We start from the raw sequence: 26138 nt of genomic DNA, 5'->3' as shown, positions 1-26138 counted from the left end.
CGCGATGGGCTGGGTCGAACATGACTACGCCGATGCAGCCACGCTGTTGGAAGAGGTTGCAGGCAGTTTCGAAACCGCCTGCCGCGACGCCATCGCGCAGCGCGGCGACGCACGCCTCGCGCTGGCGGGCGGACGCACGCCGCTGCCGATTTACGCGCACCTGGCGAACGCGAACGTGGACGGCCGCATCCTCGCGATTCCCACCGACGAGCGCTGCGTGCCGCACGACCACCCGGCCTGCAACCTGCGTAATCTGCGCGAGGCTTTTGCTCCTGCTCGTCATTCCCGCGAAGGCGGGAATCCAGCTTTTGATCTTTCGAGGCAACAGCAAGAGCTGGATTCCCGCCTACGCGGGAATGACGAACCGGGGAATATCGTGGCGCATCCGATCACCGCCACCAATGGCGACATCGACGCCTCGCTGGCGCAAGCGCGTGCCCTGCTCGCCTCGCATCCCGAACCCTTCGATGCCGTCCTGCTCGGCATGGGCGCGGACGGCCATATCGCCTCGCTGTTTCCCGGCGCCGCCAACCTTCGTGATGGGCTCGCGCTGGCCAGCGGGCTGGACGCCATCGCCACCCAGCCCGACCCATTGCCGCCGGAAGCCCCGTACGCGCGCATCAGCCTGACCCTGCCGCGCCTGCTGCGCGCGCGCGCCATCCACCTGGTCGTCACCGGGCAGGTCAAGCGCGCGATCCTGCGTCGCGCCCAACAGGACGCACAGGCGCCTTATCCCGTCGCCGCGCTGCTGCACGCAGCCGCCAGTCCCATCCACATCCACTGGAGTCCATGATGTCCACCGCCGCGCTGCACCCCGTCGTCGAACGCGTCACCGCCCGCATCGCCGAGCGCAGCCGGGCAACCCGCAGCGATTACCTCGCCCGGATGGACGCCGCACGATTGGCCGGCCCCTATCGCTACACGCTGTCTTGCGGCAACCAGGCCCATGCCTTCGCCGCCTCCGGCGAGGACAAGCCGGCGCTGCGCCATGGCCACAACGGCAACATCGGGATCGTCACGGCCTACAACGACATGCTCAGTGCGCACCAGCCGCTGGAGCAGTATCCGTCGCTGATCCGCATGGCCGCGCGCAACGCCGGCGGCAGCGCGCAGGTCGCCGGCGGCGTGCCGGCGATGTGCGATGGCGTCACCCAGGGCCGCGCCGGCATGGAACTGTCGCTGTTCTCGCGCGACGTCATCGCCATGGCCACCGCGGTGTCGCTGTCGCATGACGCCTTCGACGCAGTCCTGTGCCTGGGCGTGTGCGACAAGATCGTGCCGGGCCTGTTGATCGGTGCGCTCAGCTTCGGCCACCTGCCGGTACTCTTCGTGCCGGCCGGGCCGATGCCCTCCGGCCTCCCCAACAAGCAGAAGGCAGAAGTCCGCCAGCGCTATGCGCTGGGGCAGGCCAGCCAGGATGAACTGATGGATGCCGAAGCAGCGTCCTACCACGCGCCCGGCACCTGCACCTTCTACGGCACCGCCAATTCCAACCAGATGCTGATGGAGGTGATGGGCCTGCATATGCCGGGCACCGCCTTCGTGCCGCCCAATACGCCATTGCGCAGCGCGCTGACCGTGGCTGCCGCCGAGCAGGCGTTGCGCAACACCGCGCTGGGCGACCACTACCGGCCGCTGGGCCATACCCTGGACGAAAAAGCCGTGGTCAACGCCATGGTCGGGCTGGCCGCCACCGGGGGTTCCACCAATCACGCGCTGCACCTGGTGGCGATTGCGCGTGCGGCGGGCCACATCATCGACTGGAACGACCTCGACGAACTGTCGAAAGCCACCCCGCTGCTGGCGCGGGTGTATCCCAACGGGTCGGCCGACGTGAACCATTTCGAAGCCGCCGGCGGCATGGGTTTCATCATCTCGCAACTGCTCGATGCCGGCCTGCTGCACAACGACATCCTGTGCGTGCACGGCGGCGACATGCGCCAGCAGGCACGGCAGCCGTACCTGGACGACCTTGCCCTGCGCTGGCGCGATCCGCCCGCTGCGCCGCTGGATGCCACGATCGTGCGCCCGGTGTCCGCACCGTTCGACACGGAGGGCGGGCTGCGCTGCCTGCACGGCAACCTGGGCCGCGCCATCGTCAAGATTTCCGCCGTCGCCCACGCGTTTCGCCAGATCGAGGCGCCGGTGCGCATCTTCGAATCGCAGGATGCCCTGCTGGCGGCATTCAAGGCCGGCAAACTGGACAAGCACGCCGGGTTCAACGGCGATTTCGTCGCGGTGGTGCGCGGCCAGGGCCCGCGCGCCAACGGCATGCCGGAGCTGCACAAGCTCACCCCGACGCTGGCGGCGCTGCAGGATCGCGGCCAGCGCGTGGCCTTGCTGACCGATGGGCGCATGTCCGGTGCCTCCGGCAAGGTGCTGGCGGCCATCCACGTCACCCCGGAAGCGGCCGACGGCGGCGCGCTGGCAAAGCTGCGCGAGGGCGACATCGTGCGCATCGATGCCGAGGCTGGCCGGATGGACGCACTGGTGGACGCCGGCCAATGGAACGCGCGCGACGCCACAGCCCCAAGGCTGCAGGCGAACCAGCACGGCATGGGCCGCGAGCTGTTCGGGCTGATGCGCGGCAACGTCGGCTCTGCCGAACAGGGCGCGTGTTCGCTGTTCGGGAACGAGGCATGAGCCGGGGCGGGCTCGCCCTGGTCGGCGATATCGGCGGCACCAATGCGCGCTTCGCGCTGACCGATCTTGCCGCGCCCAGGATCGAGCTGCACGAATCGAAGTCGCTGCCCAATGCCGACTTCGCCAGCATCCAGCACGCCATCGAACACTATCTGGCCGGCGTCTCCCACACCCCCGCGCGCGCGGCGCTGGCGGTAGCCTGCCCGGTCGGCAGCGACGAAATCCGCCTGACCAATCGCGCCTGGTCGTTTTCCCGCAGCGAATTGCAGCGCACGCTGGGCTTGTCCGAACTGCGCATGCTCAACGACTTCGGCGCGGTGGCCTGGGCCATCCCGGCGCTGGATGCCGAGCACTTGCTGACCCTGCACGGCACGCTGGAAGCACCGATGCGCGGCCCGGTCAGCGTGCTCGGCCCCGGCACCGGTCTGGGCGTGGCGCTGCTGGTCGGCTCCGATGCCAACGGTTGGCACGTCGTGGAGACCGAGGGTGGCCACGTCGGCTTCTCGCCCCTCGGCGACGAAGAACGCGCCATCGCCGCGTGGCTGACCGCCCAACATGGACGCACGTCCACCGAACGCCTGTTGTGCGGCAAGGGCCTGTCCGAAATCGACGCCGTGCTGCGCGGCGCCCGCACCCCGCTGCTCGGGCGCCTGCCGCAGCCCGGTGAAACCACCCTGCAACTGCCGGAACCGCGCGACCCGGCCACCGTCGTGACCGCCGCGCTGGATGGTCACGATCTTGCGGCGCGGCGCGCGCTGGCGCGTTTCTGCGCGGTGCTGGGCAGCGTGGCTGGCGATTGCGCGCTGATCCACGGCGCGCGCAGCGTGGTGATCGCCGGCGGCATCGTCCCGCGCTTCCTTCCCTTCCTGCGCAGCAGTGCATTCCGCGAACGCTTCCTCGCCAAGGGGCGCATGGCGGCGCTGCTGGAATCCGTGCCCATCCACGTCATCACCCATCCCCACCCCGGCCTGCTCGGCGCTGCCTGCGCACTGCGTGCCACGGAGCTTTGAACATGTTCGACAGCGCCCGCCACAGCCAACTCGCCGACGCCGTGTTCGCCCGCGCGCCGGTCGTTCCCGTCATCACCATCGACCGCATCGAAGACGCGCTGCCGCTGTGCCGCGCGCTGGCCGACAACGGCTTGCCGGTGCTGGAAGTGACCCTGCGCACCGCCTGCGCGCTGGACGCCATCGCGCTGCTGGCGCGCGAACTGCCGCAGGCCTGCGTCGGCGCCGGCACCGTGCTGTGCGAAGCCGACCTGCGCAAGGTCGACGCGGCGGGCGCGCAATTCGCCATCTCGCCCGGCTGCACCGACGCGCTGTATGCAGCCGCGAAGGAGTGCGCAACACCGCTGATCCCGGGCATCGCCACCGCATCGGAGCTGATGCGTGGGCTGGAACACGGCTGGCAGCGCTTCAAGTTCTTCCCCGCCGAAGCCAGCGGCGGCGTGGCCGCGCTCAAGGGTTTCGCCGGTCCGCTGCCGATGGCGCGTTTCTGCCCGACCGGCGGAATAGATATTGCGAAAGCACCGGCCTACCTCGCGCTGCCCAACGTCGCCTGCGTGGGCGGCTCGTGGATGTTGCCGAACGATGCCATCAAGTCCGGTGATTGGGCGCGCATCGGCCAGCTGGCGCGCGAAGCGGCGGCATTGGCGCGCTGACAAGAACGGCAAGAACGCGCCTGCGCCATCATCCCGCAAAGAAAAACCCCCGCCAGTGGGCACCGGCAGGGGCAAGGGGGTAACGCGATTTGCGTGGATCAGAACTTGTAGCTGGCGCCCAGCAGCAGGGTGCGGCCCCACTTGATGTATTCCAGCGGACGGTCCTTGCTGCCGGCGTAGGTGCGGTAGGCTTCGTCGCCCAGGTTGCTGGCCTGCAGCAGCAGGCTCAGGCCCTTGAACGTGCTGGAATCGCCGAAGGTGTAGCTGACCTGTGCGTCGGTGATGTTCTCGCCGACCACGTAGCGCAGGGTGCGGTTGCCATCGAAGTTGCCGATCTCGCCGATGAAGTCCGAGCGGCGGCGATTGTTGATGCGGAACTCGAAGCCGTCACGTTCGTAATACGCGGTGAAGTTGTAGACGCGCTTGGACAGGCCAGGCAACGCGATCGGACCATTGCCCACGCTGCTGGCGCTATCCGGGTCGAGGATCTTGATGCTGCTGTCGTTGAAGCTGGCGCTGGCCACCACGCCGAAACCCTGCCAGGCATTGCCGAACACCAGGTCCAGCGGCAGCGATGCGGTCAGCTCGATGCCTTGCAGCTTGCCGCCCTTGCCATTGAACGGCGCCGACATGGTGCCCGTGGTCTGCACCGGCACGGTCATGCCAGCCGGCGGCACCCAGCCCTGCAACAAGGCAGTGAAGTCATAGCCATCGCGATTCTGCGTGTAGATGTAGCTGGTCAGCTGCTTGTAGAAGTAGGCAGCGGAAATGTAGGCCTTGCTGCCGAAATACTTCTCCCACGAGATGTCGAACGCATTGGCCCGCCAGGGGTCCAGCAGCGGGTTGCCGCCGCCGGCGCCCGGCTTGCCAGTGGTGGTGTCAACCCCGAAATCGACCGACGCGCGCAGCTGGTCCACGCGCGCACGCGCGACCTGGCGCGCCAGCGCAACGCGCAGGGTCTGGTCATCGGCCAGCGAGAACGCCAGGTTCAGGCTGGGCAGCACGTCGGTATAGGTCTTGCCGTTTGAATACGGGCGGATTTCATGCCCGGCCGGCTGCGAGTTGTCCCACACGCGCGAGTCGGACGACTGGTCGGTATGCTGGATCTGCACGCCGATATTGCCGCGTACCGGCACCGAGCCCCACACGGTATCGATGTTGGCCTGCACGAAGCCCGTGCTGATCTTCTCGTTCACCGTCCACGCCTTGGGAATCAGCCACGGCTGGTTGTCGACCGGGTTGAAGGTCATGTACTTGGCCACCGCGCCGGGCACGTTCCACGACGGAATCATGCCGATGCCCGCAAAGCCAAGATCGACCAGGCCGTATTGCAGATCCGATGAAATCGTGGTGTCGCCCTGGGCGCCGACGTTGATATTGCCTTCCGGCTGCCATTTCTGCTTGCTGCGATCGGAATAGTTCACCCCAACGCGGAGCGCCGAGAATGCGTTCCTCAGCGCAGCGGGAACCGGGAAATCGGCATCCAGACGGAAGCTCTTCAGCTCGTCATCCACCTTCGGCACCTTGCCGTAGCCGGAGCCGTAGATCGTGTTGCGCAGGAACAGCTTGGACGCGTCCGAATAATCGCGCGTCGGCACCATCTGCGAGAAGCCGCTTTGGGAAATCGACAGGTTGAGCGAATCCAGCGCGGGCGGCGGCGCGATCTGCGCGTTGTTCTCCAGGTTCAACTCATCGCGCTTGGCGCGCGACCAGCTGGCATCGGCGGTGAGCTTGATGCCGTTCGCAAAGAAGAACTCGTTGCGCCAGCCGGCCGCCTCGATGGTGTCCTTGCGGTGGTTGTACATGCCGCGCACCAGCGGATAGACGTTCTGCACGGTGCCGCCGGTGAAGGTGCCGTTGCCGTTCACCGTCGCGCCGCTGACGTTCAAACCGGGGCTGTAGCCACCGTTCCAGCCGCTCAGGTTGACCTCGAACTGGTTGGCGGTATTTTCCTGCGTCGCCTGCGAATGGAACACGTCGAGCGTGCTGATCCACGCATCGCTGGGACGTGCTTCCAGGCTGGCCATCACGCCGTCACGCTTGGTGTAGCCGGTGCGGCGCAGGGCCTTGATGCCATCGGAGTAGTAGGTGCCCGCCGGCACGCCGGGGCGCCAGCCAGCGCCAATCGCCTGCCACGGCTCGTACAGGCCCACCTGGTTTTCCTGGATCGGCGTGTCGGAATGCGAATAGCCGATCGAGAAACCCAGCTTGCGGTCGGCGCTCTGGCCGATGTAGCTGATGTTGAAGCGGTTGCCATCGGCGCCTTCATTGGCCGCCGAGCCCAGCGAATTGCGCTGCCAGCGGCCGCTGATCGCCACCACAGCCTTGTCGTAATCCAGCGGACGCACGGTGCGCATGTCCATGGTGCCGGACAGGCCCTGCCCCACCAGCGCCGCGTCGGGCGTCTTGTAGAGGGTGACGCCGGCCATCAACTCGGACGGGTACTGGTCGAACTCGACGCTGCGGTTGTCGCCGGTGCTGACCAGCTCGCGGCCGTTGAGCAGGGTGGTGGAGAAATCCGGCGACAGGCCGCGCACGCTGAGCACCTGCGCACGACCAGCGACGCGCTGCGCCGCCACGCCCGGCAAGCGTGCGATGGACTCGGCGATGGAGACGTCGGGCAGCTTGCCGATGTCTTCGGCGGAGATCGCCTCGACGATCGACGTCGATTGCTTCTTGATGTCGATGGCGCGCTCGATGCCGCCGCGAATGCCGGTGACCACCACCGTATCGAGACTCTTGGCATCCTCGGCTTTCTTCTTCGCCTTGGCGCCCGCATCCTGACTGGATGCATCCGCCGGCTGCGCATCCTGCGCATGCACTTGCATCGCCAGCATCATGGTTGCCGAGGCCAGGGCCACGCTCAACAGGTTTCGCTTCAACTGCACCATCTTCCCCTCCAAGATCGGTATTCAGGATTCGAGCGATCTGTTGCCGCCCGCGTTTTCAAGCCAGTCACGCTGAAAATTGCGTGAACGGCACGATGTTAGTGGCGCCCATTGCAAACGAAAGTGCCTGCATACGTATTCATTGCGATGACCTCCGAAAAAACCTGGAACCCGCGCCTGCAAACGATTTCCGCAATGCAAAACCGCCCGCTGGATGCGAATCCACCGCATCCGCACGCACGCCCAGGCGCCCGGAAAATCGCGACCGCCCGCGCTCAGTTCCCCTGCGGCACCAGGCGCACGGCTGCGCCCCCCCCTGCCGCCAGCCAAAGGGTCAATACGTCGCCACGGCGCAACGTTTTTTGCTCATGCACGAAACGGAAGCGCGCCTCGCCATGCCAGTCGGCACCGTCGCCATCGCGATAGATCTGCGCGACGTAGCGCTTGCCGGCATCAAGGAAGTCCAGCGGCAGCGCCAGCGTGCGCGGATGCCGGTCGTTCATCGCGCCGACAAACCACTCGGGCGTCGCGCGGGCCTTGCGCGCGATCGCCACGAACTCGCCCACCTCGCCCGCCAACACGCGGGTGTCATCCCAGTCCACCGCGACATCCTTGATGAACTGGAACGCCTCCGGGTGCTGCGCGTAATGCTCGGGCAGGTCGGCCACCATCTGGATCGGGCTGTAGATGCCGACGTACAGCGCCAGCTGGCGTGCCAGCGTGCTCTGCAGCTCCTGCCCGCCGCGGCCGGTGAGACTGACGATGCCGGGGGTGTAGTCCATCGGCCCCGCCAGCAGGCGGGTGAACACCAGGTTGATTTCATGCTCGGGCGGATTGGGCGGCACCGCCCACGCGTTGTATTCCATGCCGCGCGCGCCCTCGCGCGAGACCCAGTTCGGATACGTGCGGCGCAGGCCGGTGTCCTTGATCGGCTCGTGCGAGTTGATGGCGATATGCCGCTTCGCCGCCTCCTGCACCACGCGCAAATGGTGTCGGCTCATCCACTGGCCATCGTGCCATTCGCGCAGCACGGGACCGCCTGCGACGTCCTGGCGCTCGATCTGGCCGGCATCGCAGACATAGCCGGTCTTGACCACGTCAACGCCATTGCGCGCATACAGGTCCAGCGCCGCAGCCAATTGGCGCTCGTAATGACTGACCGCGCAGGCGGTCTCGTGATGGCCGATCAGGTGCACGCCCTTGCCGGCGGCGTATTTCGACAGGCCTTCGAGATCGAAATCCGGCGTCGCGCGGGTGTAGTCGAAGCCCCAGCCATTGGCGAACCAGTCGCCATCCCAACCCGGATTCCAGCCTTCCACCAGCACGCCGCGAAACCCGTTGGCCGCGGCGAAGTCGATGTAGCGCCGGGTGTTCTCGGTGGTGGCGCCATGCGCTGGCCCACTGCCCCAGGTCTGCTGGTTCAGATGCAGCGACCACCACACCCCGACGTACTTGGATGGCTTGAACCAGCTCACGTCGCCCAGTGTGGAGGGTTCGTTGAGATTGAGGATCAGGCTGGACTCCACCAGCCCGCCGGCGCGCTCGCTGATCTGGATGCTGCGCCACGGCGTGGTGAACGGCGTCTTGCGGATCACGCTGACGCCCTGCGCGCCGCCCGGCGCCAAATGCGCGCGCAGGCGCTGGCCCTCGGCGCGCTGCAGCCACATCGACGCGTAATCCACCAGTGCGGCCTCGTGGATCGACAGGTGCAGGCCGCCGTCGGTACGCAGCGTCACCGGCGTGTGCGCCTGCGACAACTCCGCCAGCTGCGTGCGGTTGTAGAGGTATTCGTAACGGTTCCACTCCCCAGCCGGAATCCACCATGCAGTGGCAGGCTGGGCGATGGAAAATTCGGTGAACTCGTCCTGGATCTCCATCACCGCCAACCCCGGCTGCTTCGGGAATTCATAGCGGAAGCCAAGCCCGTCGTCATACACGCGGAACACCACGTCCATCCGCCGCCGGTCGCGCTGACGTTCGACGAATTGCGTGCGCAGCTCGTTGTAGTGGTTGCGAATGAAGCGGCGCTCGCCCCAGGGCTGCTGCCAGGTGTCATCGAACGTGGACGCCTGCTGCCCCTGCAGCGCAAAGCCGGCCAACAGCTGCGGGCCGTTGCGCAGGCGCAGCCCCAGCTGCGAATCGGCAATCACCGGCTTGCCGTCGCGCTGCACGCGATACGACAGGCGTCCGTTGCCGTCCAGCGACAACTGGACCACGTTGCGACCGTCCGGCGACGCCACGCTGGCCACCGTGTCGGCATGGACGAGCGAGGACAGCAACAATCCGGCGGCCAAAAGCACTCTGCTGGCCAGCCCCGCGAAGGCGGGCCGCTGCTGACAGACGACGATCCGTCCAATCCAGTTCTTGACCTTGAAAGGCAACGAAGCTGGATTTCCGCTTTCGCGGGCATGACGCGCAATGGCATTCATGTGCCTCACTCCAACGTGGCAAACGCCGCGCCGCGCGGCGGCACATGCAGCACGCCGCCTGCATCCAGGCTGGCCGCCAGCGGCCCGGGCGCATCCAGCAGGGCAGCGCCGGCCGGCGCGCGCCACTCCACCGATTGCGCCGACAGGTTGAACACCGCCAGCACGCGCTGGCCGGCATGCCCGCGCACGAACGCGAGCAAGGGCTCGGGCGCATCCGCGAAACGGATATCGCCATGCACCAGCGCCGGCTGCGCCTTGCGCCAGCGCAGGAAGGCGCGGGTCGCGTTCAGCACCGAGGCAGCGTCGTGCTGCTGGGCTTCGACGCTGAGCGCGCGATGTTCCGCCGCCACCGGCAGCCACGGCTCGCCTTCGCTGAATCCCGCGTTCGCGCCATTGCTCCACGGCATCGGCGTGCGGCAGCCATCGCGACCCTTGAAATTGGGCCAGAACGCCTTGCCGTACGGATCCCGCAACGCCTCGAACGGCACCTCGGCTTCGGGAAGCCCCAGTTCCTCGCCCTGGAACAGGCAGACCGCTCCCCGCAGCGAACACACCAGCGCCACCAGCTGCACCGCCAGCGCATCGTCGGCAGCGCCACCGCCCCAGCGGGTGACCGCGCGTTGCACGTCGTGGTTGGAGATGGCCCAGCACGGCTGGCCTTCCTGCATCTTCGCTTCCAGTGCCTCCACCGTGGCGCGGAGATAGGCGGCGCTGCAATCGTCAGTCAGCAGTTCGAAGCTGTACCCCATGTGCAAGCGGCGGTCGTTGCAGTACTCCGCCGTGGTGGCCAGCGAATCTTCCGACGAGATCTCGCCCAGCGCGCCAACGTCCGGATAGCGGTCCATCAAGGTGCGCAAGTCTTCCAGGAAGCCGAGATTCTCCGGCCGCGTGTTGTTGTACCAGTGGTACTGGAACGCGTAAGGATTGTCCGCGCTGAAGCCGCGCCCGCTGCGCAGCGCCGCCGGCTTGGGCGGGTTGTCGCGCAGTTGCGCATCGTGGAAGCAGAAGTTGATCGCATCCAGCCGGAACCCGTCCACGCCGCGATCCAGCCAGAACTTCACGTTGTCCAGCTGCGCCCGGCGCACCTTCGGATTGTGGAAGTTCAAATCCGGCTGCGATGGCAGGAAGTTGTGCAGGTAATACTGCCCGCGCCGCGGCTCCCACTGCCAGGCCACGCCACCGAACAGCGACAGCCAGTTGTTGGGCGGCGCGCCGTCGGGCCTGGCATCGGCCCAGACAAACCAATCAGCCTTGGGGTTGTCGCGGCTGGCGCGGCTCTCCTGGAACCAGGCATGTTCCGCCGAGCAATGGCTGAGCACCTGGTCGATCATCACCTTCAGGCCCAGCGCATGCGCCTTCGCCAGCAGCCGGTCGAAATCCGCAAGCGTGCCGAACAGCGGATCCACGCCGCGATAGTCGGCGATGTCATAGCCGAAATCGGCCATCGGCGAGGTGAAGAACGGTGAAATCCAGATCGCGTCCACGCCCAGCGACGCCACGTAGTCCAGCTGCTGGACGATGCCCGGCAAATCGCCCACGCCATCGCCATTGGTGTCCAGGAAACTGCGCGGGTAGATCTGGTAGATCACCGCGCCACGCCACCACTCCAGAGCCTTCATTCCGCATCCCGTTCCCTGCACGTTGGCGCTGACTATGCCGTCTCGCGTTGGCGCGCACACCCGCACAGGCGGTGAATACGTTTACACAGCCGCGCAGGCGCCAGCCTTGCCGTATATGGTGGCTCGCGACAGCACGCAGCACTGACAGGGGACGGCATGCATACCAGGGGCTTGGCGGAAAAACCGCAACTCTCGTTCTGGCAGATCTGGAACATGTGCTTCGGTTTCCTGGGCATCCAGTTCGGGTTTGCCCTGCAAAACGCCAACGTCAGCCGCATCTTCCAGACGCTTGGCGCGAGCATGGATGACATCCCCATCCTGTGGGTGGCCGCGCCATTGACCGGGCTGCTGGTGCAACCGCTGATCGGTTACCTGTCCGACCGCACCTGGACGCGACTGGGCCGGCGCCGCCCGTATTTCCTGATGGGCGCGGTTCTCGCGTCGCTGGCGCTGCTGGCCTTCCCCAACGTGCCCACGCTGTGGATCGCCGCCGGCATGCTGTGGGTGCTCGATGCCTCCATCAACGTGTCGATGGAACCGTTCCGCGCCTTCGTCGGCGACCAGCTGCTGCCGGCGCAGCGGCCAAGCGGCTATGCGATGCAGAGCTTCTTCATCGGCGTGGGCTCGGTGGTGGCCAGCCTGCTGCCCTACATCCTGGAACGCTGCGGCGTGGCCAACACCGCGCCCGCGGGCCAGGTTCCGGACACCGTGCGCTACGCCTTCTATGCCGGCGGTGCTGTGATGCTGGGCGCCATCGGCTGGACCGTGCTGCGCACCCGCGAATATCCCCCGGAGGCCATTGCCGGCTGGGACACTGCGCCGCTGCTGCAGCCACGCACGGGCAATGCCGCGCTGCTGCGCGCACTGGCGCTTGCCGCAGTGTCGGCCGGCGCACTGCTGGCCGCAGTGGTGGAAAGCCGCGCGCTGGACAAGGCGCTGTACATCCTGGCCGGGCTGCTGGCCGGCTTCGGCCTCGCCTTCCTCGTGCGCACCTTCCTGCGCGCCGACAATGCCTTCACCCGCATCCTGGACGACGTGCGCGACATGCCACCCGCCATGGCGCAGCTGGCGGTGGTGCAATTCTTCTCGTGGTTCGCGCTGTTTTCGATGTGGATCTACACCACTGCCGCGGTCACCGAGCTGCATTTCGGCAGCACCGACCCGGCCTCTGCCGCCTACAACTCCGGCGCCAACTGGGTGGGCGTGCTGTTTGCCGCCTACAACGGCTTTGCCGCGCTCGCCGCCATCGCGATCCCGTGGATGGTGCGTCGCTTCGGCCTGCGCGGCAGCCACCTGCTGAACGCACTGCTGGGCGGACTCGGCCTGCTCTCGATCGGCTGGATTCGCGACCCGCACTGGCTGTTGCTGTCGATGCTGGGCGTCGGCTTCGCGTGGGCCTCGATCCTGTCGCTGCCCTACGCGATGCTGTCCGACGCGGTGCCCGCCGCGAAGATGGGCACCTACATGGGCATCTTCAATTTCTTCATCGTCATCCCGCAGCTGGTTGCGGCCAGCCTGTTGGGTTTCCTGCTGAAAACCCTGCTGGGCGGGCACCCGATCCACGCGCTGACCATCGGCGGCATCAGCCTGATCGTGGGCGGCGCCTGCGTGCTGCTGGTGCGCCTGCCCGCCCCGCGCACTGCCGCCTGAGGACCACGCCATGCGCATCCGCCACGCCCTGCTCACCCTGACCACCGCCGGCCTGCTGGCCGCGTGCGCCACGACAACGCCGCATCCGTTGCCGCCGCTGGCGAAGGACTACTACGGCACGTTGGAGCCGTTCGCCAGCCAGGCGGTGTACTTCGTGATGACCGACCGCTTCGTCAACGGCGATCCGTCCAACGACCACCGCGACCAGGGCGGCGCGCTGCGCACCTTCGACATCCCGCTGCCGCCGTGCAACGGCGTGAGCGGCAACCTCGGCTATCTCGGCGGCGACTTCAAGGGCATCGCCGATCACCTGGACTACATCCGCGACATGGGCTTCACCGCCGTCTGGATCACCCCGGTGGTGGACAACCCGGACCAGTCCTTCACCGGCGGCACCGCGCCAAGCTGCGGCGGCATCCTCGCCGACAAGGGCAAGACCGGCTACCACGGCTACTGGGGGGTGAATTTCTACACGCTCGACGAACACCTGCCCAGCCCCGGCATGGATTTCCGCGACCTGGCCAATGCCATGCACGCCAGACACATGAAGCTGGTGCTGGATATCGTTGGCAACCACGGGTCACCCGCCTGGGGCATGGCGTCCGACCAGCCAGGCTTCGGCAAGATCTACGATGCCAGCGGCAAGCTGGTCGCCGATCACCAGAATTTGCCGCCGCAGCAGCTGGATCCCGCGCACAACCCGTTGCACCGTTTCTACAACACGCGCGGCCCGGTGGATGGCAGCACTGGCTCGATCTTCGACGGCAACCTGGCGCAGCTGTCCGACTTCAACGAGCACAATCCGGCGGTGCTGGACTATCTGGCCGGCGCCTACGAGCAGTGGATCGCGCAGGGCGCCGACGCCTTCCGCATCGACACCATCGCCTGGATGCCAGACACCTTCTGGCAGGCCTTCACCAGCCGCATCCGCGCGCAGCATCCCGGCTTCTTCATGTTCGGCGAGGCGTTCGACTACGACGCCGCGAAGATCGCCATCCACACCCTGCCCGGCCACGGCGAAACCTCGGTACTGGATTTCCCGATGAAGCAGGCGATGGAGGCCGCGTTTGGCCGCAGCCAGGCCGGGTTCGAGCAGCTGGCGGCGGCGCTGCACCTGACCGGCGGGCCGTATGCCAACCCTTACGATCTCGCCACGTTCTACGACAACCACGACATGCCGCGCATGGATGCCAGCGACGCCGGCTTCATCGATGCGCACAACTGGCTGTTCACCGCGCGCGGCATCCCGGTGGTCTATTACGGTTCGGAAATGGGCTTCATGCGCGGCCGCCCGGAGCATGGCGGCAACCGCAATTACTTCGGGAGCGAAGGCATCGAGCAGGCCAAGGCCAGCCCCATCCGCGCCGCGCTGGCGCGCATCGCCAACCTCCGCGCAACCTCGCCGGCCTTGCAGCGGGGCCTGCAGCTGGACATCGAACTGGCCGGCCATCGCGCCGCGTTTTATCGGGTTTACCAACACGCGGGCCAGCACCAGATCGCGCTGGTGCTGCTGAACAAGGGCGATGCGCCGGAGCGGTTCGCGATCGACACGATGATGGAGGCGGGGCGCTGGCGGTCGGCGTTGGACGACAGTGCGCAGGACATTGCTCAAGGCGGCACGTTGAAGACCACGGTGCCGGCGCATGGGGTCCGGGTGTACCTGCTGGATGCTGCCGCCACCGAACCTGCGCTCATCGCCGCGTTGGATGTGGCGATGGCGGGGGCGCGGTTGTCGCGGGAGTGACGAGCAAAGGCCGCGGCCATCACCCGCCGCTGGAGGCGCGCACTTCCAGCGTCGGTGCCAGCATCAGGCTTTCCGCCGGAAAATCGCGCACGCGCCGCAACAGGGTGTCCACCAGCAACTCGCCGGCCCTCGACGTGTCCTGCACCACGGTACTCAGCGGCGGATTGGCGAATGCCGCCATCGGCGTGCCATCGAACCCGACAACCGCCACATCCTCCGGCACGCGCAGGCCGGCATCCTTCAGCGCACGCAGCGCGCCCACCGCGATCAGGTCGCTGGCGGCAAACACCGCATCGAACGGCAGCCCGCGCGTGACCAGCAAATGGGCGGCCTCATAACCGGCCTGCTCGGTGCTGTCGGCATCCACCTGCAAGTCCGGCAGCATGGCCAAGCCGGCTTCCCGCAGCGCGGTGTCGCAGCCGCGATAGCGTTCGAAAAACTCGGGGAAGCGCGACGAGGCATCGCCCAGAAACGCGATTCGCCGCCGCCCCCGCTCCAGCAGATGGCGCCCGGCCAACGCGCCGCCGGCGGCATTGTCGCAGCCGATCGAAAGCCCGGGCTGGCCCTGCTGCACCTGCCCCCAGCGCACGAAATGCGTGCCCTTGGCGACCAGTTTCTCCAGCTTGCTTTCATACGCCAGGTAATCGCCGTAGCCGAGCAGGATCAGCCCGTCGGCCTTCATGCTGTCTTCGTAATCCGCATGCCAATCGTCGGACAGCTGCTGGAACGACACCAGCAGGTCGTGACCGCAGCGTGCGCAGGCGCGGGTGATCGAGCCCAGCATCGACAGGAAAAACGGATTGATGTGGGAGTCGTCCTGGGTGGGATCTTCGAAAAGCAGCAACGCCAGCGTGCCGGCACGCTGGGTGCGCAGGCTGGACGCATGGCGATCGACCTTGTAGTTCAGCTCGCGCACTGCCTCTTCCACGCGCCTGCGGGTTTCCGCATTGACCAGTGGGCTGCCGGCCAGCACGCGCGATACCGTGGCCTGCGACACCCCCGCGCGATGGGCGATGTCCAGCGAGGTGGTGCGGGTCTTCTTGCGGGCGCGGTGCGGATCGATCATCGGGCGAGTGTAGCAACGTCGCCAACCGGGAGCGGCGCAAAAAGAACCCCGCACAAGGCGGGGTTCGGAATCCTGCGCGATGCCGGCAGGTCAGGCGACGGGCTTGACCCCCGCGGCCTGGGCGCCCTTGGCGCCCTGCTGGACTTCGTAGCTGACCCGCTGACCTTCCTGCAGGCTGCGAAAGCCGGTGGAATCAATCGCGGAGAAATGCACGAACACGTCTGCACTGCCGTCCTCGGGAGCGATGAAGCCGAACCCCTTGGCGTCGTTGAACCATTTCACGGTGCCGTATTGCATGGATGCGAAAACCTCTTGCGGATGCGTTGGCTTAAAGCCGGGTTGAGGATGCGTGCGCCACCACGTGGCGGCACGCCGCGAGTATGCAACAACGGCAGGCCTGCGCAAAAGCGCGCGGGCCTACTCGCCCAACAACGTGCGCAGGATGCGCGGCACGCCCTCCATCGCCGCCGCCACGTTGTCCAGCACGTCTTGCAGGGTGATGATCTCGCTGGCATCCGGGCCCGCGCCCGCCGCCCAATTGGCAACGATGGCCAGGCAGGCGTAGTCCAGTTCCAATTCCCGCGCCAACCCGGCTTCGGGCATCCCGGTCATGCCGACCAGGTCGCAGCCATCGCGGCGCATCCGTTCAATTTCGGCCCTGGTTTCCAGCCGCGGCCCCTGGGTGGCGCCATAGCAGCCGCCATCGACCAGCGCCACCTGCGCGCGCTGCGCCGCCGCGATCACATCGCGCCGCAGGGACGGCGTGTAGGGAGCGCCGAAGTCCACGTGCAGCACCTCGCTGCCGGGTTCTTCGCACAGCGTCGAGACACGGCCCCAGGTGTAGTCGATCAGCTGGTCCGGGCAGGCCAGCACGCGCGGCCCGAAACGTTCGGTGATGCCGCCCACGGTGTTCAGCGCCAGCACGCGGGTCGCACCCAGCGCCTTCAGCGCGGCCAGGTTGGCGCGGTAATTGATCGTGTGCGGCGGCAGCGAATGGCCTTCGCCATGGCGGGCCAGGAAGGCGACGCGTTTGCCCGCACAGGTGCCGACGCGCACCGGGCCGGACGGCGCGCCGTAGCGTGTGACCGGCTGGTGGCTTTCGACATCGGCCAGGTCGCCCAGCGCATAGACGCCGGTGCCGCCGATGACGGCAAGTTCGATGGTCATGCGACCCTCCCGTTTAAGCCGGCAGCAGGTGTCCGCGGCGGCATCGATCGGACTCCCGGCGGCATGCATGTCGCCGAGAAGCCGACATGAGTGAGGCAGGCGTTTGCGAAGCATCGCTTCGCGCGCCGCCGAACGCCAGCAGTCTGTGATTGCCGGCCGGCCCCGCACAGCGGGTATTCACGGCGTGTCCGAACGATATCGCCGCGGGCACCCGTTTCGCGGAAGCCCTCAATCGCCCAACGCATAGATCGCCGGCAGGTTCCGGCCCTGCTCGTGATAGTCCATGCCGTAGCCGAACACATACGCATCCGGCACCTGCACGCCCACATGATCGGCGCGGATGCCGGCCACGCAACGGTCGTGCAGTTTTTCCGCCAGCACCGCGATGCGCACCTCGGCGGCGCCCTGGTCTTCGCACCACTGCTGCACCGCCAGCAGCGTGTGGCCTTCATCAAGGATGTCGTCGGCCAGCAGCACCCTGCGCCCGCGCATCGGCGTGGCCGGGCGATGCAACCAGGCGAGGCCAGAGCCGCTGGTCTGCCCGCGATAGCGGGTGGCGTGCAGGTAATCGAACTCCAGGTCGAGACCGAGCTCACCCAGCGCGAAGCCCAACTGCCCGGCAAACGGCAGCCCGCCGTTCAACACGGTGATGAACAGCGGCACCTCGCCGTCGGCGTAGGCGGCACGAATGTCGCCGGCCATCCGCACGATGGCCGCGTCCAGCGTCGCGCGGTCGAACAGCAAACGCGCGGTCGCCAGCGCATCACCCAGTTTTGGTGCCGTCATGCCACATCTCCCACGTTGATCGCCCCCGACAATGCGTCGGTCTGCAGCGCCGGTGCGCGCACGTCCACCAGTGACGCCTGCACCGCCGCGCGACGCGCGTCGGCCAGCAGCCCGTCCCAGCCACGCACCCCGCGGCCAAGCAGGCCGGTGAGCGCCATCGTATTGAGTGCGCGGCCCGACACGGCCGCCAGTGCCTCGTCCACCTGCTGCGGATGGCAGACCAGCACCACGTCGCAGCCGGCATCCAGATGGGCATCGATGCGCGCCTTGATGCCGCCCACCGAGTGCGCCGCAGCCATCCCGATGTCGTCGGAAAACACCACGCCGCGAAACCCCATGCCACCTTCGGACGGCGGGCCACGCAGCAGCTCGCCAATCCAGCGCGGCGAATAACCGGCGGGTTCGAGCGCGACCTGCGGATAGGTGATGTGCGCCATCATCACCGCATCGGCGCCTGCCGCAATGCCGGCAACGAATGGAACAAGGTCCGTGCTGCGCATCGCATCCAGCGAACGGCCGTCCACCGCACGGTCGAAATGGGTGTCTTCCAGTACCGACCCGTGCCCGGGGAAATGCTTGAGCGTGGCGGCCATGCCGGCCTCGTGCATGCCTGCCACATAGGCGCGGGTGAACGCGGCCACGATCTGCGGGTCCTGCGAAAATGCACGGTCGCCGATGGCGCGATTGCCGCGCGCCAGATCCACCACCGGGGCGAAGCTCATGTCCACGCCGCTGGCGCGCACTTCGCTGGCCATCAGCCAGGCGTGCTCGCGGGCGAGTGCCAGCGCCGCCTCGGGATCGCGCAGATACAGCGCCTCGAATCCGTGCAAGGCCGGAAGCGCGCTGTAGCCGTCGCGGAAGCGCTGCACGCGCCCGCCTTCCTGGTCCACGCTGATCAGCTGCGGGCGCGGCGCGGCTTCGCGAATCGCCCGGCACAGCTCGGCGATCTGCGCCCTGGAGGCGAAGTTGCGCGCAAACAGCACCACCCCCGCGCAGGCATCGTGTTGCAACCAATCGCGCTCGCGTGCGCCGAGCTGATGCCCGGCAATCCCGATCTGCAGCATCTAGTGTCCTTCGTAGAGATCGCGCGCCAGCCGTTCATCCTCGGACCACCGCGCGAAAGGGCGCGAGGCCAGCGCCAGATTGTAGTAGCGCGGCGCATGCGTCGCCTCCGCACCCAGCCAGGCGGGGCGGGCGAACGCCTCATCGTCGCTGCGCAGTTCGATTTCAGCCACCACCAGGCCGGCGTTGTCGCCGAAGAATTCGTCGATTTCCCACAGATGCCCCGCGTGTTCCACGTAATGGCGGCGCTTCTCGATCCTCCCGCCCACGCACAGCGCCAGCAGCGCCTGCGCCTCGTCCACCGGGATCGCGTATTCGAACTCCTGCCGGCGCGCGCCAAGTTCGCGCGACTTGATGTTGAGGAAGGCCGCCTCGCCCTCGATGCGCACGCGCACCGACGCCTGCATCGCGCCGCTGTCCACCGTCGCGACATCGTTCAAATACCCCTGCGCCATCGCCACGGAGGTGTGCGCCCCGGCGCGCCACCCGGCATTGATCGGCAAGAACTTGCGTTCGATCTCGATGCCCATCGTTCAGCCTTTCTTCGGCGGATCGAACACGGCGATGGATTCCACGTGCGCGGTGTGCGGGAACATGTCCATCACCCCTGCGGCGCGCAGCGTCCAGCCGCATTCATTGACCAGATAGCCAGCATCGCGCGCCAGCGAGCCGGGGTGGCAGCTGACATACACGATGCGCTTGAGGCCCTTGAGCGGCAGCTGCCTGAGCACCTCGATCGCCCCGGCGCGGGCCGGGTCCAGCAGCAGCTTGTCGAACCCGGCCTTGAGCCAGGGCTGGCCGAGCAGATCCTTGGCCAGGTCGGCGGCGTGGAACTGCACGTTGGCAAGCCCATTGCGGGCAGCGTTGTCGCGCGCGCGCTGCACCAGCCCGGCATCGCCTTCCACGCCCATCACCGCGCCGTCGCCGGCCATCCGCGCCAGCGGCAGGGTGAAATTGCCCAGCCCGCAGAACAGGTCCAGCACGCGCTCGCCCGGCTGCACGTCCAGCAGTTCCAGCGTGCGGGCGATCATCGCTTCGTTCAACTTGGCATTGACCTGGATGAAATCCAGCGGCCGGAACACCAGTTCGATGTCCCACTGCGGCAGGCGGAAGGAGAGCGTTGGCGCCTCGCCAGCGAGCGGATGCACCGAGTCGTTGCCGCCCGGCTGCAGGAAGATCGAAAAGCCCTGCGCCGCGCCGAACGCAAGCAGCTTCGCCTGATCGGCCTCCGACAACGGCTGCAAATGGCGAAACACCAGGGCAACCGCGGCATCGCCGGCGATGAACTCGATCTGCGGGATGTCGCGGCGCGCGTCCATGCCATCCACCAGCGCGCACAGCAGGTCCAGCTTGAAACCGATCTGCGGCACCACGGTGTGGCATTCGCGCAGGTCGGCCACGAAGCGCGGGTCCAGTTCGCGGAAACCGACCAGGGTCTTGTCTTTCTTCTCGACTCGCCGCACCGACAACCGCCCCTTGCGCCGATACCCCCAGCTATCGGCACGCAGCGGCGGCAGCACCGCGTTCGGCGTGACGTGGCCGATGCGCTGCAGATTGTCCAGCAGCGCCTGCTGCTTGTACTCGATCTGCCGATCTTCGGCCAAGTGCTGCAACACGCAGCCCGCGCACACGCCGAAATGCGGGCACCGCGGCTCGACTCGGTCGGCCGATGCCGTGATGACCTGCAAGGTCCTGGCCTCGTCGAACTGCTTCGAGCGCGCGGTCTGCTGCACGCTGACGGTTTCGCCCAGCAACGCGCCGGCCACGAATACCGCCTTGCCCGCCTGAGGGTGGCCTTCCGGCCAACGGGCCACGCCACGGCCATCGTGGCTGAGGCCGTGGATGTCGAGAGTCTTGGGGGTTTGATCGAGGCGGGCCACGGGCATCGGATGGGCGGATGGCCGGCTATTGTCGCAGACCGCAAGGCCGCTTCCGCACGAAGCCGGCAGGTTCAGGCAGTATCCTTGGCGTTTTGCCGGACCGGATTGCGCCGCATGCCCGCTCTCATCTCGCAGATCGATCCTCGCTCGCAGGACTTCCTCGACAACGCCGCCTTCCACCGCGAACTGGTGGCGGAACTCGACCGCCGGCTGGCCCGCGCAGCCGATGGCGGCGGCGAGAAGGCCCGCGCCAGGCACGCTGGGCGCGGCAAGCTGCTGCCGCGCGAGCGCATCGACGCCCTGCTCGATCCGGGCTCGCCGTTCCTGGAGATCGCCCCGCTTGCCGCCGAGGGCATGTACGACGATGCCGCCCCGGCCGCCGGCATGATCTGCGGCATCGGCCGGGTGATGGGCCAGGAAGTGGTGATCGTGGCCAACGATGCCACCGTCAAGGGCGGCACCTATTTCCCGATGACGGTGAAAAAGCACCTGCGCGCGCAGGAAATCGCCCGCGAGAACCGCCTGCCCTGCGTGTATCTGGTGGATTCCGGCGGCGCCTTCCTGCCGCTGCAGGACGAGGTGTTCCCGGACAAGGAGCACTTCGGTCGGATCTTCTACAACCAGGCGCGGATGAGCGCCGAGAACATCCCGCAGATCGCGGTGGTGATGGGGTCATGCACGGCGGGCGGCGCCTACGTGCCGGCGATGTGCGACGAATCCATCATCGTCAAGGAACAGGGCACCATCTTCCTCGGCGGCCCGCCGCTGGTGAAGGCCGCCACCGGCGAAGTGGTGGACGCCGAAACGTTGGGCGGCGCCGACGTGCACACCAGCATTTCTGGCGTCGCCGATCATTTTGCCGAGGACGACCGCCATGCGCTGCAGATCGCGCGCGATATCGTCGGCACGTTCAACCGCAGGAAGGTGCTGCCAGTGGCCGCCCGGCCGGTGCGCGAGCCGCTGTATCCAGCCGACGAGCTGTACGGCATCGTGCCCAAGGATGCGCGCCGGCCGTTCGACATCCGCGAGGTCATCGCCCGCATCACCGATGGCAGCGAACTGCAGGAGTTCAAGGCGCGCTACGGCAAGACCTTGATCACCGGCTTCGCCCATCTGCACGGCTACCCGGTCGGCATCATCGCCAACAACGGCATCCTGTTCGCGGAGAGCGCGCTCAAGGGCGCGCACTTCATCGAGCTGTGCAACCAGCGCGGCATCCCGCTGGTGTTTTTGCAGAACATCACCGGCTTCATGGTCGGCAAGAAATACGAACAGGCCGGGATTGCAAAAGACGGCGCCAAGATGGTGACGGCGGTGGCGTGCAGCCATGTGCCCAAGTTCACCGTGGTGATCGGCGGCAGCTTCGGCGCCGGCAACTACGCCATGTGCGGCCGCGCCTACGGCGCCCGCTTCCTGTGGATGTGGCCGAACGCGCGGATCAGCGTGATGGGCGGCGAGCAGGCGGCCAGCGTGCTGGCCACGGTCAAGCGCGACGGCATCGAGGCCAAGGGCGGCGTATGGACGCCCGAGGAGGAAGACCTGTTCAAGGCACCGCTGCGCCAGCAGTATGAAGATCAGGGCAATCCCTACTACGCCAGCGCCCGGCTGTGGGACGACGGCATCATCGACCCGGCCGACACCCGCCGGGTGCTGGGGCTGGGGCTGTCGGCCTCGCTCAACGCGCCGATCGAGGATCGCACCCGCTTCGGCGTGTTCCGCATGTGAGTGAAGTCGTGCGCTGCCAGTGACTTGAGCGGGCCAGCTCACGCATTCAGGGAAGAATGTCGCGTAAATCGGTGGTAGCCTCGGCAATTCGTCCCCGTGGAGACTTGCCCGATGGCCATCTGGAAAGACCCGACTCCGGCACCCAAGAGCGCCGAACCCGCCCGTTTCGACCCGCCCGCGCCAGCCGAGTTGCTGCAAATGCAGACCCCCGCCCCAGTTCGCGCGGTGGAGACCGCCGCGCGCGAATCGGTGATTGCCGCCGACCTGGCCATCGAAGGCAAGATCGAGGGCAGTGGCCATGTCCGCATTGCCGGCAAGTTCAAGGGTGACATCAAGGTGCAGGGCAATCTGGGCATCGACCAGGGCGCCAAGGTGTCGGGCGCCGTCTCCGCCAGCAAGGTGACGCTGGCCGGCGAGCTGGACGGCAACATCCTGTCCGCGCAACAGGTCGAGCTGCTGCCCAGCGGCGCCATCAGTGGTGACCTCAAGGCCGGCAGCCTGACCGTCGCCGCCGGCGCGCGCATTCGCGGCCAGGTGGACTGTGGCTGGGGCAAGGACGACAAGCCCGCGTCGAAGCCGGAGATCGGCAGCGTCGCATGAGCGCAATGCGCCCGGGCACGGCAGGAGCCACCCGCCCCTGCCCGCACTGCAAAGCCACCATTCTGGAAAGCTCGGCAGTCTGCCCGGCCTGCCGCGGCCATCTGCGTTTCGATGCCCCCGCCAGCGATGCCGCGCAATGCTTCGTGCCGCTGCAGGTGGAAGGCACCGTGACTGGCAACGAGACCGGCAGCTTCGAATACACCATGGTGGTGGTGATCCGCGATGAGGCCGGCAAGGAGCTCAGCCGCCACGTGGCCGGGGTGGGCGTCGTGCATCCGGGCGAAGCGCGCAGCTTCAGCGTGACCGTGGAAGCGAAATCGGCGGCCGCTGGCAAGCGCAGGACGCGGCATTAGGAACGCGCCGCCCCATTCGTTCTCGCGCTTCAGTCCATCCGCCAATCCGCTACCGCAGGCCATGCAGCTCAGTGACGCGCGCGCGTGACGCCGCGTCGAGGGGCACCGGACGATCCCCACCTCGTCTTAACGGGATGCTCTCTATCTTCGTGGATGCCGCCCACGCTGCGGTACGTTGGTTGCGGCATTTTGGTTGTGTCGAGCCCCACTTCACACGACATCATTTCCCATTCCCACGGAGTCCACCCATGAACTTCAAGATCGCCATCGCGCTGGTTGCCGCAACCCTGGCCCTGAGCGCATGCAAGAACGACACCCCCACCGCGCAGAACGAATCCGCCGAAGCAAGCGCAGCTGCGGACCAAGCCAGCGATGCCGCAGGCAATGCCGCTGATGCCGCCGGCAATGCGGTGGTGCAGACCGGCGAGGCAGTTGCGGCGTCTGCCGGTGAAGCCACCGCGGAAGCCAAGGCCTCGATGGACAACGCCGCAGACAGCGCACGCGCGCAAGGCGCGGAGATGAAGTCGGACGTCGCCAACGCCACCGCGGATGCGGCGCAATCCACCAGCGATGCGGCGCAGAACCTGGCCGACAAGGCGCGCCGCGCAGCAGACGAAGCAAAGAAGAAATCGGAAAATTGATGTGCCGCCACGCTGCAACACGAAGGCCCGCATTCGCGGGCCTTCGTCTTTCAACTGATCGCCATCACTGTTGCTGCAGAGCGCTCCTGATGACGCTCGGCGTCCGGATCACAGCTGGCCGTACAACAAGATCACCGGCAGCGCCATCAGCCCCAACAGGAAGAGGATGGCCAGCACGATCAGCGCAACGCGTCCCGGCTCGGCGCGCAGCACGCTGCTGAACGTTTCCGCAGTGCCTGCGCGCTTGGCGGCCGCGTATTCCTCGCGGGCGCGGGCACCACGCTGCCGCTGGTAGTCGGCCATCGCACGCCTGGCGTCGGCAAACGCCGCATCGTCGGTCACCCAGATTCCACCTACTGAAATCCCCCACATGCTGGGCTTGGTGTCGTAGTGGGCGATCGCGTTCGCATCGAGCAACGCACGCACGTCGTCGGCTTCATCGTCGGGCACGTTGCGCAGGTTGAGCAGCAGCTTGGGCATGATGACGATCTTAAACCGCGCGACGGGGCGCGGTGACATCGGCGGCAGCCAGCACGTGCACGCCGCTTCCGCCGCACACAGCCAGGACGTCATTCACAGGGGCGCCACCCCGGCAACAGGGCGGGCCCGGCCCTTCATCCACCGCGCGGGGTCGGCGGGGCAGGAAAAACAACAGCTCGCCGCTGTTTCGTAGCAATATCCTGCAAGGCGGCATGGCCAGCCGCCTTGCAGGACGCCCCCGTGACCCGTGGCATTCGCACTTCCGCGGTTGCGACACCGGTTGCAGGGGGCTCTGCCGACCCGTTTTCACACGCCAGACGATACCCGACACACCCAGGAGAGCACGATGAGCAAAGGCATGGACCAGAAAAAAGACCAGAAGAAAAAGCCGGCCAAGACCATGAAGGAAAAGAAGGCCGAAAAGCGCGACAAGAAAAGCAAGGCATGAGCCGTGTCGGAGGAAAAGGGGCCGGGGCGACCGGCCCTTTTCCCCCATCTGGCAGTCCGCGCGGGGCTGTATAGTTCGCCAGCATGGTGGGCACGGTGTCCCGCCACGAATCGTGGAGAGTTGTCATGGGTCTTGTTCAAGCAGTAGCGGGTGCCGTCGGCGGAATGCTCGGCGACCAATGGAAGGATTTCCACACCATTCCAGACGGGCTTCCGGCAACGGCAGCGCTGTTCGCTGCGGTGCCACACGGCACCAATGCAGGCCGCGGCGCCAATACACACGGATCTTCGAACATCATCACCAATGGCTCGAAGATCATCGTTCCCGAAGGCTACGGCCTGCTGCTGTTCCAGGACGGCAAGATCACCGGCTTCGCGGCCGAACCGGGCGGGTACGAATGGCGTTCGGATGACCTCAACTCCAAGTCGATCTTCGCTGGCGATGGCCTCGTCGATTCGCTGATCAAGCAGAGCTGGGAGCGTTTCAAGTTTGGCGGCCAGCCGGGGTCGCAGCAGGCGGCGTTCTTCGTCTCGCTGAAGGAGCTGCCGGACAACCGCTTCGGCACCCAGTCCGAAATCTATTGGGACGACGGATTCCTCAACACCCAGGTTGGCGCGGTGACGCGCGGCTCCTACACGATGAAGATCGTCGACCCGATCCTGTTCGTGAAGAACTTCGTGCCGGCCTCGTATTTGCAGCCCGGCCAGGTCTTCGATTTCACCGACCTCGACAATGCCGCCGCCAGCCAACTGTTCAACGAAGTGGTGGGGTCGCTGGCACCCGCCTTCAGCCTGTACACGAATGACCCAGGCAAGGGCAACCGCATCACCAAGCTGCAACAGGACTCACTCGGTTTTGCCAAGAGCCTGTCCGATGCGGTCGAGAACGGCTACCAGTGGAAATCGGATCGCGGCCTGGCCATCGTCAAAACCGCGATCATTTCGATTGAATATGACGCCAACACGCGGGAACTGCTGAAGACCGTGCAGCGCGCCGATGCACTGTCGGGTGCGCGCGGCAATTCCAATTTGCAAGCCAGCGTCGCGCAGGGCATGCAGTCTGCGGGCGAAAACAGCGGCGCGGCCGGCATGATGGGGCTGGGCATGGCGTCGGGCATGATGGGCGGCATCGCCAGCATGCAGCAGCCGGTTGCGCCAGCCACCCCGGCGGCGGACGACCCGGTTGCCAAGTTGAAGAAAGCCAAGGAGATGCTCGACCTCGGCCTGATCACCCAGACCGATTACGACGCGCTCAAAGCCAAGGCGCTGGGCCTGTAATCCGCAAACCGAACGGCCAC

General features: G+C 66.9%; 23 protein-coding genes. 12 read left to right on the top strand and 11 right to left on the bottom strand.

From position 1 onward, the window contains the following. Nucleotides 1-4: 4 nt before the first annotated feature. Genes pgl through LIW09_RS04850 form a run of 4 tightly spaced genes read left to right on the top strand, consistent with a single transcriptional unit; the run spans nt 5 to nt 4303 of the window. Nucleotides 5-793, top strand: coding sequence for a 6-phosphogluconolactonase (gene pgl / locus LIW09_RS04865; RefSeq protein ID WP_256646835.1), 789 nt, complete (start codon nt 5-7; stop codon nt 791-793). Further along, nucleotides 793-2643, top strand: a complete 1851-nt coding sequence (edd, locus tag LIW09_RS04860; RefSeq protein WP_256646834.1) for a phosphogluconate dehydratase — start codon at nt 793-795, stop codon at nt 2641-2643. The genes pgl and edd overlap by 1 nt, the downstream gene beginning before the upstream one ends. Beyond that, nucleotides 2640-3653 (top strand): glucokinase, encoded by a 1014-nt coding sequence (gene glk / locus LIW09_RS04855; protein WP_256646833.1) that lies wholly within the window; start codon nt 2640-2642, stop codon nt 3651-3653. The genes edd and glk overlap by 4 nt, the downstream gene beginning before the upstream one ends. Nucleotides 3654-3655: 2 nt before the next feature. Further along, nucleotides 3656-4303 carry a bifunctional 4-hydroxy-2-oxoglutarate aldolase/2-dehydro-3-deoxy-phosphogluconate aldolase gene (locus LIW09_RS04850; RefSeq protein ID WP_256646832.1) on the top strand — a complete coding sequence of 216 codons (648 nt, stop codon included), beginning with the start codon at nt 3656-3658 and terminating at the stop codon, nt 4301-4303. A 98-nt stretch (nt 4304-4401) separates the two neighbouring features. Here LIW09_RS04850 and LIW09_RS04845 read toward each other — a convergent pair whose 3' ends face one another. The 3 genes from LIW09_RS04845 to LIW09_RS04835 all read right to left on the bottom strand — a co-directional run bounded on the left by LIW09_RS04845 (nt 4402) and on the right by LIW09_RS04835 (nt 11239). After that, on the bottom strand, nt 4402-7194 hold the full coding sequence (locus LIW09_RS04845) for a TonB-dependent receptor (protein ID WP_256646831.1): 2793 nt from the start codon (nt 7192-7194) through the stop codon (nt 4402-4404). A 272-nt stretch (nt 7195-7466) separates the two neighbouring features. After that, a complete protein-coding gene (locus LIW09_RS04840; RefSeq protein ID WP_256646830.1) occupies nt 7467-9620 on the bottom strand; it encodes a glycoside hydrolase family 97 protein in 2154 nt (717 codons plus the stop codon). 5 nt (nt 9621-9625) lie between these two features. Continuing rightward, nucleotides 9626-11239 carry an alpha-glucosidase family protein gene (locus LIW09_RS04835; RefSeq protein WP_256646829.1) on the bottom strand — a complete coding sequence of 538 codons (1614 nt, stop codon included), beginning with the start codon at nt 11237-11239 and terminating at the stop codon, nt 9626-9628. Nucleotides 11240-11410: 171 nt separating this feature from the next. Between LIW09_RS04835 and LIW09_RS04830 the strand changes: the two genes are divergently transcribed. Together LIW09_RS04830 and LIW09_RS04825 are read left to right on the top strand one after the other, a co-directional pair. Beyond that, the gene (locus tag LIW09_RS04830; protein ID WP_425507927.1) at nt 11411-12889 is read left to right on the top strand and encodes an MFS transporter; all 1479 of its coding nucleotides are present in this window, start codon (nt 11411-11413) and stop codon (nt 12887-12889) included. A gap of 16 nt (nt 12890-12905) precedes the next feature. Next, the gene (locus LIW09_RS04825; protein ID WP_425507926.1) at nt 12906-14633 is read left to right on the top strand and encodes an alpha-amylase family glycosyl hydrolase; all 1728 of its coding nucleotides are present in this window, start codon (nt 12906-12908) and stop codon (nt 14631-14633) included. Between the two features lie 19 nt (nt 14634-14652). Here LIW09_RS04825 and LIW09_RS04820 read toward each other — a convergent pair whose 3' ends face one another. The 7 genes from LIW09_RS04820 to rlmD all read right to left on the bottom strand — a co-directional run bounded on the left by LIW09_RS04820 (nt 14653) and on the right by rlmD (nt 20594). After that, nucleotides 14653-15699 carry a LacI family DNA-binding transcriptional regulator gene (locus LIW09_RS04820; protein WP_256646826.1) on the bottom strand — a complete coding sequence of 349 codons (1047 nt, stop codon included), beginning with the start codon at nt 15697-15699 and terminating at the stop codon, nt 14653-14655. Between the two features lie 90 nt (nt 15700-15789). Beyond that, on the bottom strand, nt 15790-15996 hold the full coding sequence (locus LIW09_RS04815; RefSeq protein WP_256646825.1) for a cold-shock protein: 207 nt from the start codon (nt 15994-15996) through the stop codon (nt 15790-15792). Nucleotides 15997-16116: 120 nt separating this feature from the next. After that, nucleotides 16117-16866, bottom strand: a complete 750-nt coding sequence (locus LIW09_RS04810) for an S-methyl-5'-thioinosine phosphorylase (RefSeq protein WP_256646824.1) — start codon at nt 16864-16866, stop codon at nt 16117-16119. A 228-nt stretch (nt 16867-17094) separates the two neighbouring features. Further along, a complete protein-coding gene (locus tag LIW09_RS04805; RefSeq protein WP_256646823.1) occupies nt 17095-17652 on the bottom strand; it encodes a hypoxanthine-guanine phosphoribosyltransferase in 558 nt (185 codons plus the stop codon). Then, nucleotides 17649-18716, bottom strand: coding sequence for a beta-N-acetylhexosaminidase (nagZ, locus tag LIW09_RS04800; RefSeq protein ID WP_256646822.1), 1068 nt, complete (start codon nt 18714-18716; stop codon nt 17649-17651). The genes LIW09_RS04805 and nagZ overlap by 4 nt, the downstream gene beginning before the upstream one ends. Next, nucleotides 18717-19244, bottom strand: coding sequence for a CYTH domain-containing protein (locus tag LIW09_RS04795; RefSeq protein ID WP_256646821.1), 528 nt, complete (start codon nt 19242-19244; stop codon nt 18717-18719). It abuts the gene before it with no gap. Nucleotides 19245-19247: 3 nt separating this feature from the next. Beyond that, the gene (gene rlmD / locus LIW09_RS04790) at nt 19248-20594 is read right to left on the bottom strand and encodes a 23S rRNA (uracil(1939)-C(5))-methyltransferase RlmD (protein ID WP_256646820.1); all 1347 of its coding nucleotides are present in this window, start codon (nt 20592-20594) and stop codon (nt 19248-19250) included. 114 nt (nt 20595-20708) lie between these two features. Here rlmD and LIW09_RS04785 point away from each other — a divergent pair, with 114 nt between their 5' ends. The 4 genes from LIW09_RS04785 to LIW09_RS04770 all read left to right on the top strand — a co-directional run bounded on the left by LIW09_RS04785 (nt 20709) and on the right by LIW09_RS04770 (nt 23913). Further along, the gene (locus LIW09_RS04785) at nt 20709-22319 is read left to right on the top strand and encodes a carboxyl transferase domain-containing protein (RefSeq protein ID WP_256646819.1); all 1611 of its coding nucleotides are present in this window, start codon (nt 20709-20711) and stop codon (nt 22317-22319) included. Nucleotides 22320-22430: 111 nt separating this feature from the next. Continuing rightward, the gene (locus LIW09_RS04780) at nt 22431-22919 is read left to right on the top strand and encodes a bactofilin family protein (protein ID WP_338064835.1); all 489 of its coding nucleotides are present in this window, start codon (nt 22431-22433) and stop codon (nt 22917-22919) included. Further along, entirely contained in the window at nt 22916-23272 is a 357-nt protein-coding gene (locus tag LIW09_RS04775) for a hypothetical protein (protein WP_256646818.1), read from the top strand. The genes LIW09_RS04780 and LIW09_RS04775 overlap by 4 nt, the downstream gene beginning before the upstream one ends. Nucleotides 23273-23520: 248 nt before the next feature. Next, a complete protein-coding gene (locus LIW09_RS04770) occupies nt 23521-23913 on the top strand; it encodes a hypothetical protein (protein ID WP_256646817.1) in 393 nt (130 codons plus the stop codon). Between the two features lie 108 nt (nt 23914-24021). Here LIW09_RS04770 and LIW09_RS04765 read toward each other — a convergent pair whose 3' ends face one another. Next, a complete protein-coding gene (locus LIW09_RS04765; protein ID WP_256646816.1) occupies nt 24022-24393 on the bottom strand; it encodes a DUF6164 family protein in 372 nt (123 codons plus the stop codon). Here LIW09_RS04765 and LIW09_RS04760 point away from each other — a divergent pair. Together LIW09_RS04760 and LIW09_RS04755 are read left to right on the top strand one after the other, a co-directional pair. Next, nucleotides 24392-24586: a hypothetical protein gene (locus LIW09_RS04760; RefSeq protein ID WP_256646815.1), complete on the top strand. Its 195-nt coding sequence runs from the start codon at nt 24392-24394 to the stop codon at nt 24584-24586. The genes LIW09_RS04765 and LIW09_RS04760 overlap by 2 nt on opposite strands. Before the next feature lie 380 nt (nt 24587-24966). Next, nucleotides 24967-26118, top strand: a complete 1152-nt coding sequence (locus tag LIW09_RS04755) for an SPFH domain-containing protein (protein ID WP_256646814.1) — start codon at nt 24967-24969, stop codon at nt 26116-26118. Nucleotides 26119-26138 lie beyond the last annotated feature (20 nt).

The sequence above is a fragment of the Thermomonas paludicola genome (assembly GCF_024498955.1).
Lineage (GTDB): Bacteria > Pseudomonadota > Gammaproteobacteria > Xanthomonadales > Xanthomonadaceae > Thermomonas > Thermomonas paludicola.
The sequence above is the reverse complement of the archived record's forward strand: the minus strand, read 5'-3'. Positions and strand labels throughout refer to the sequence as shown.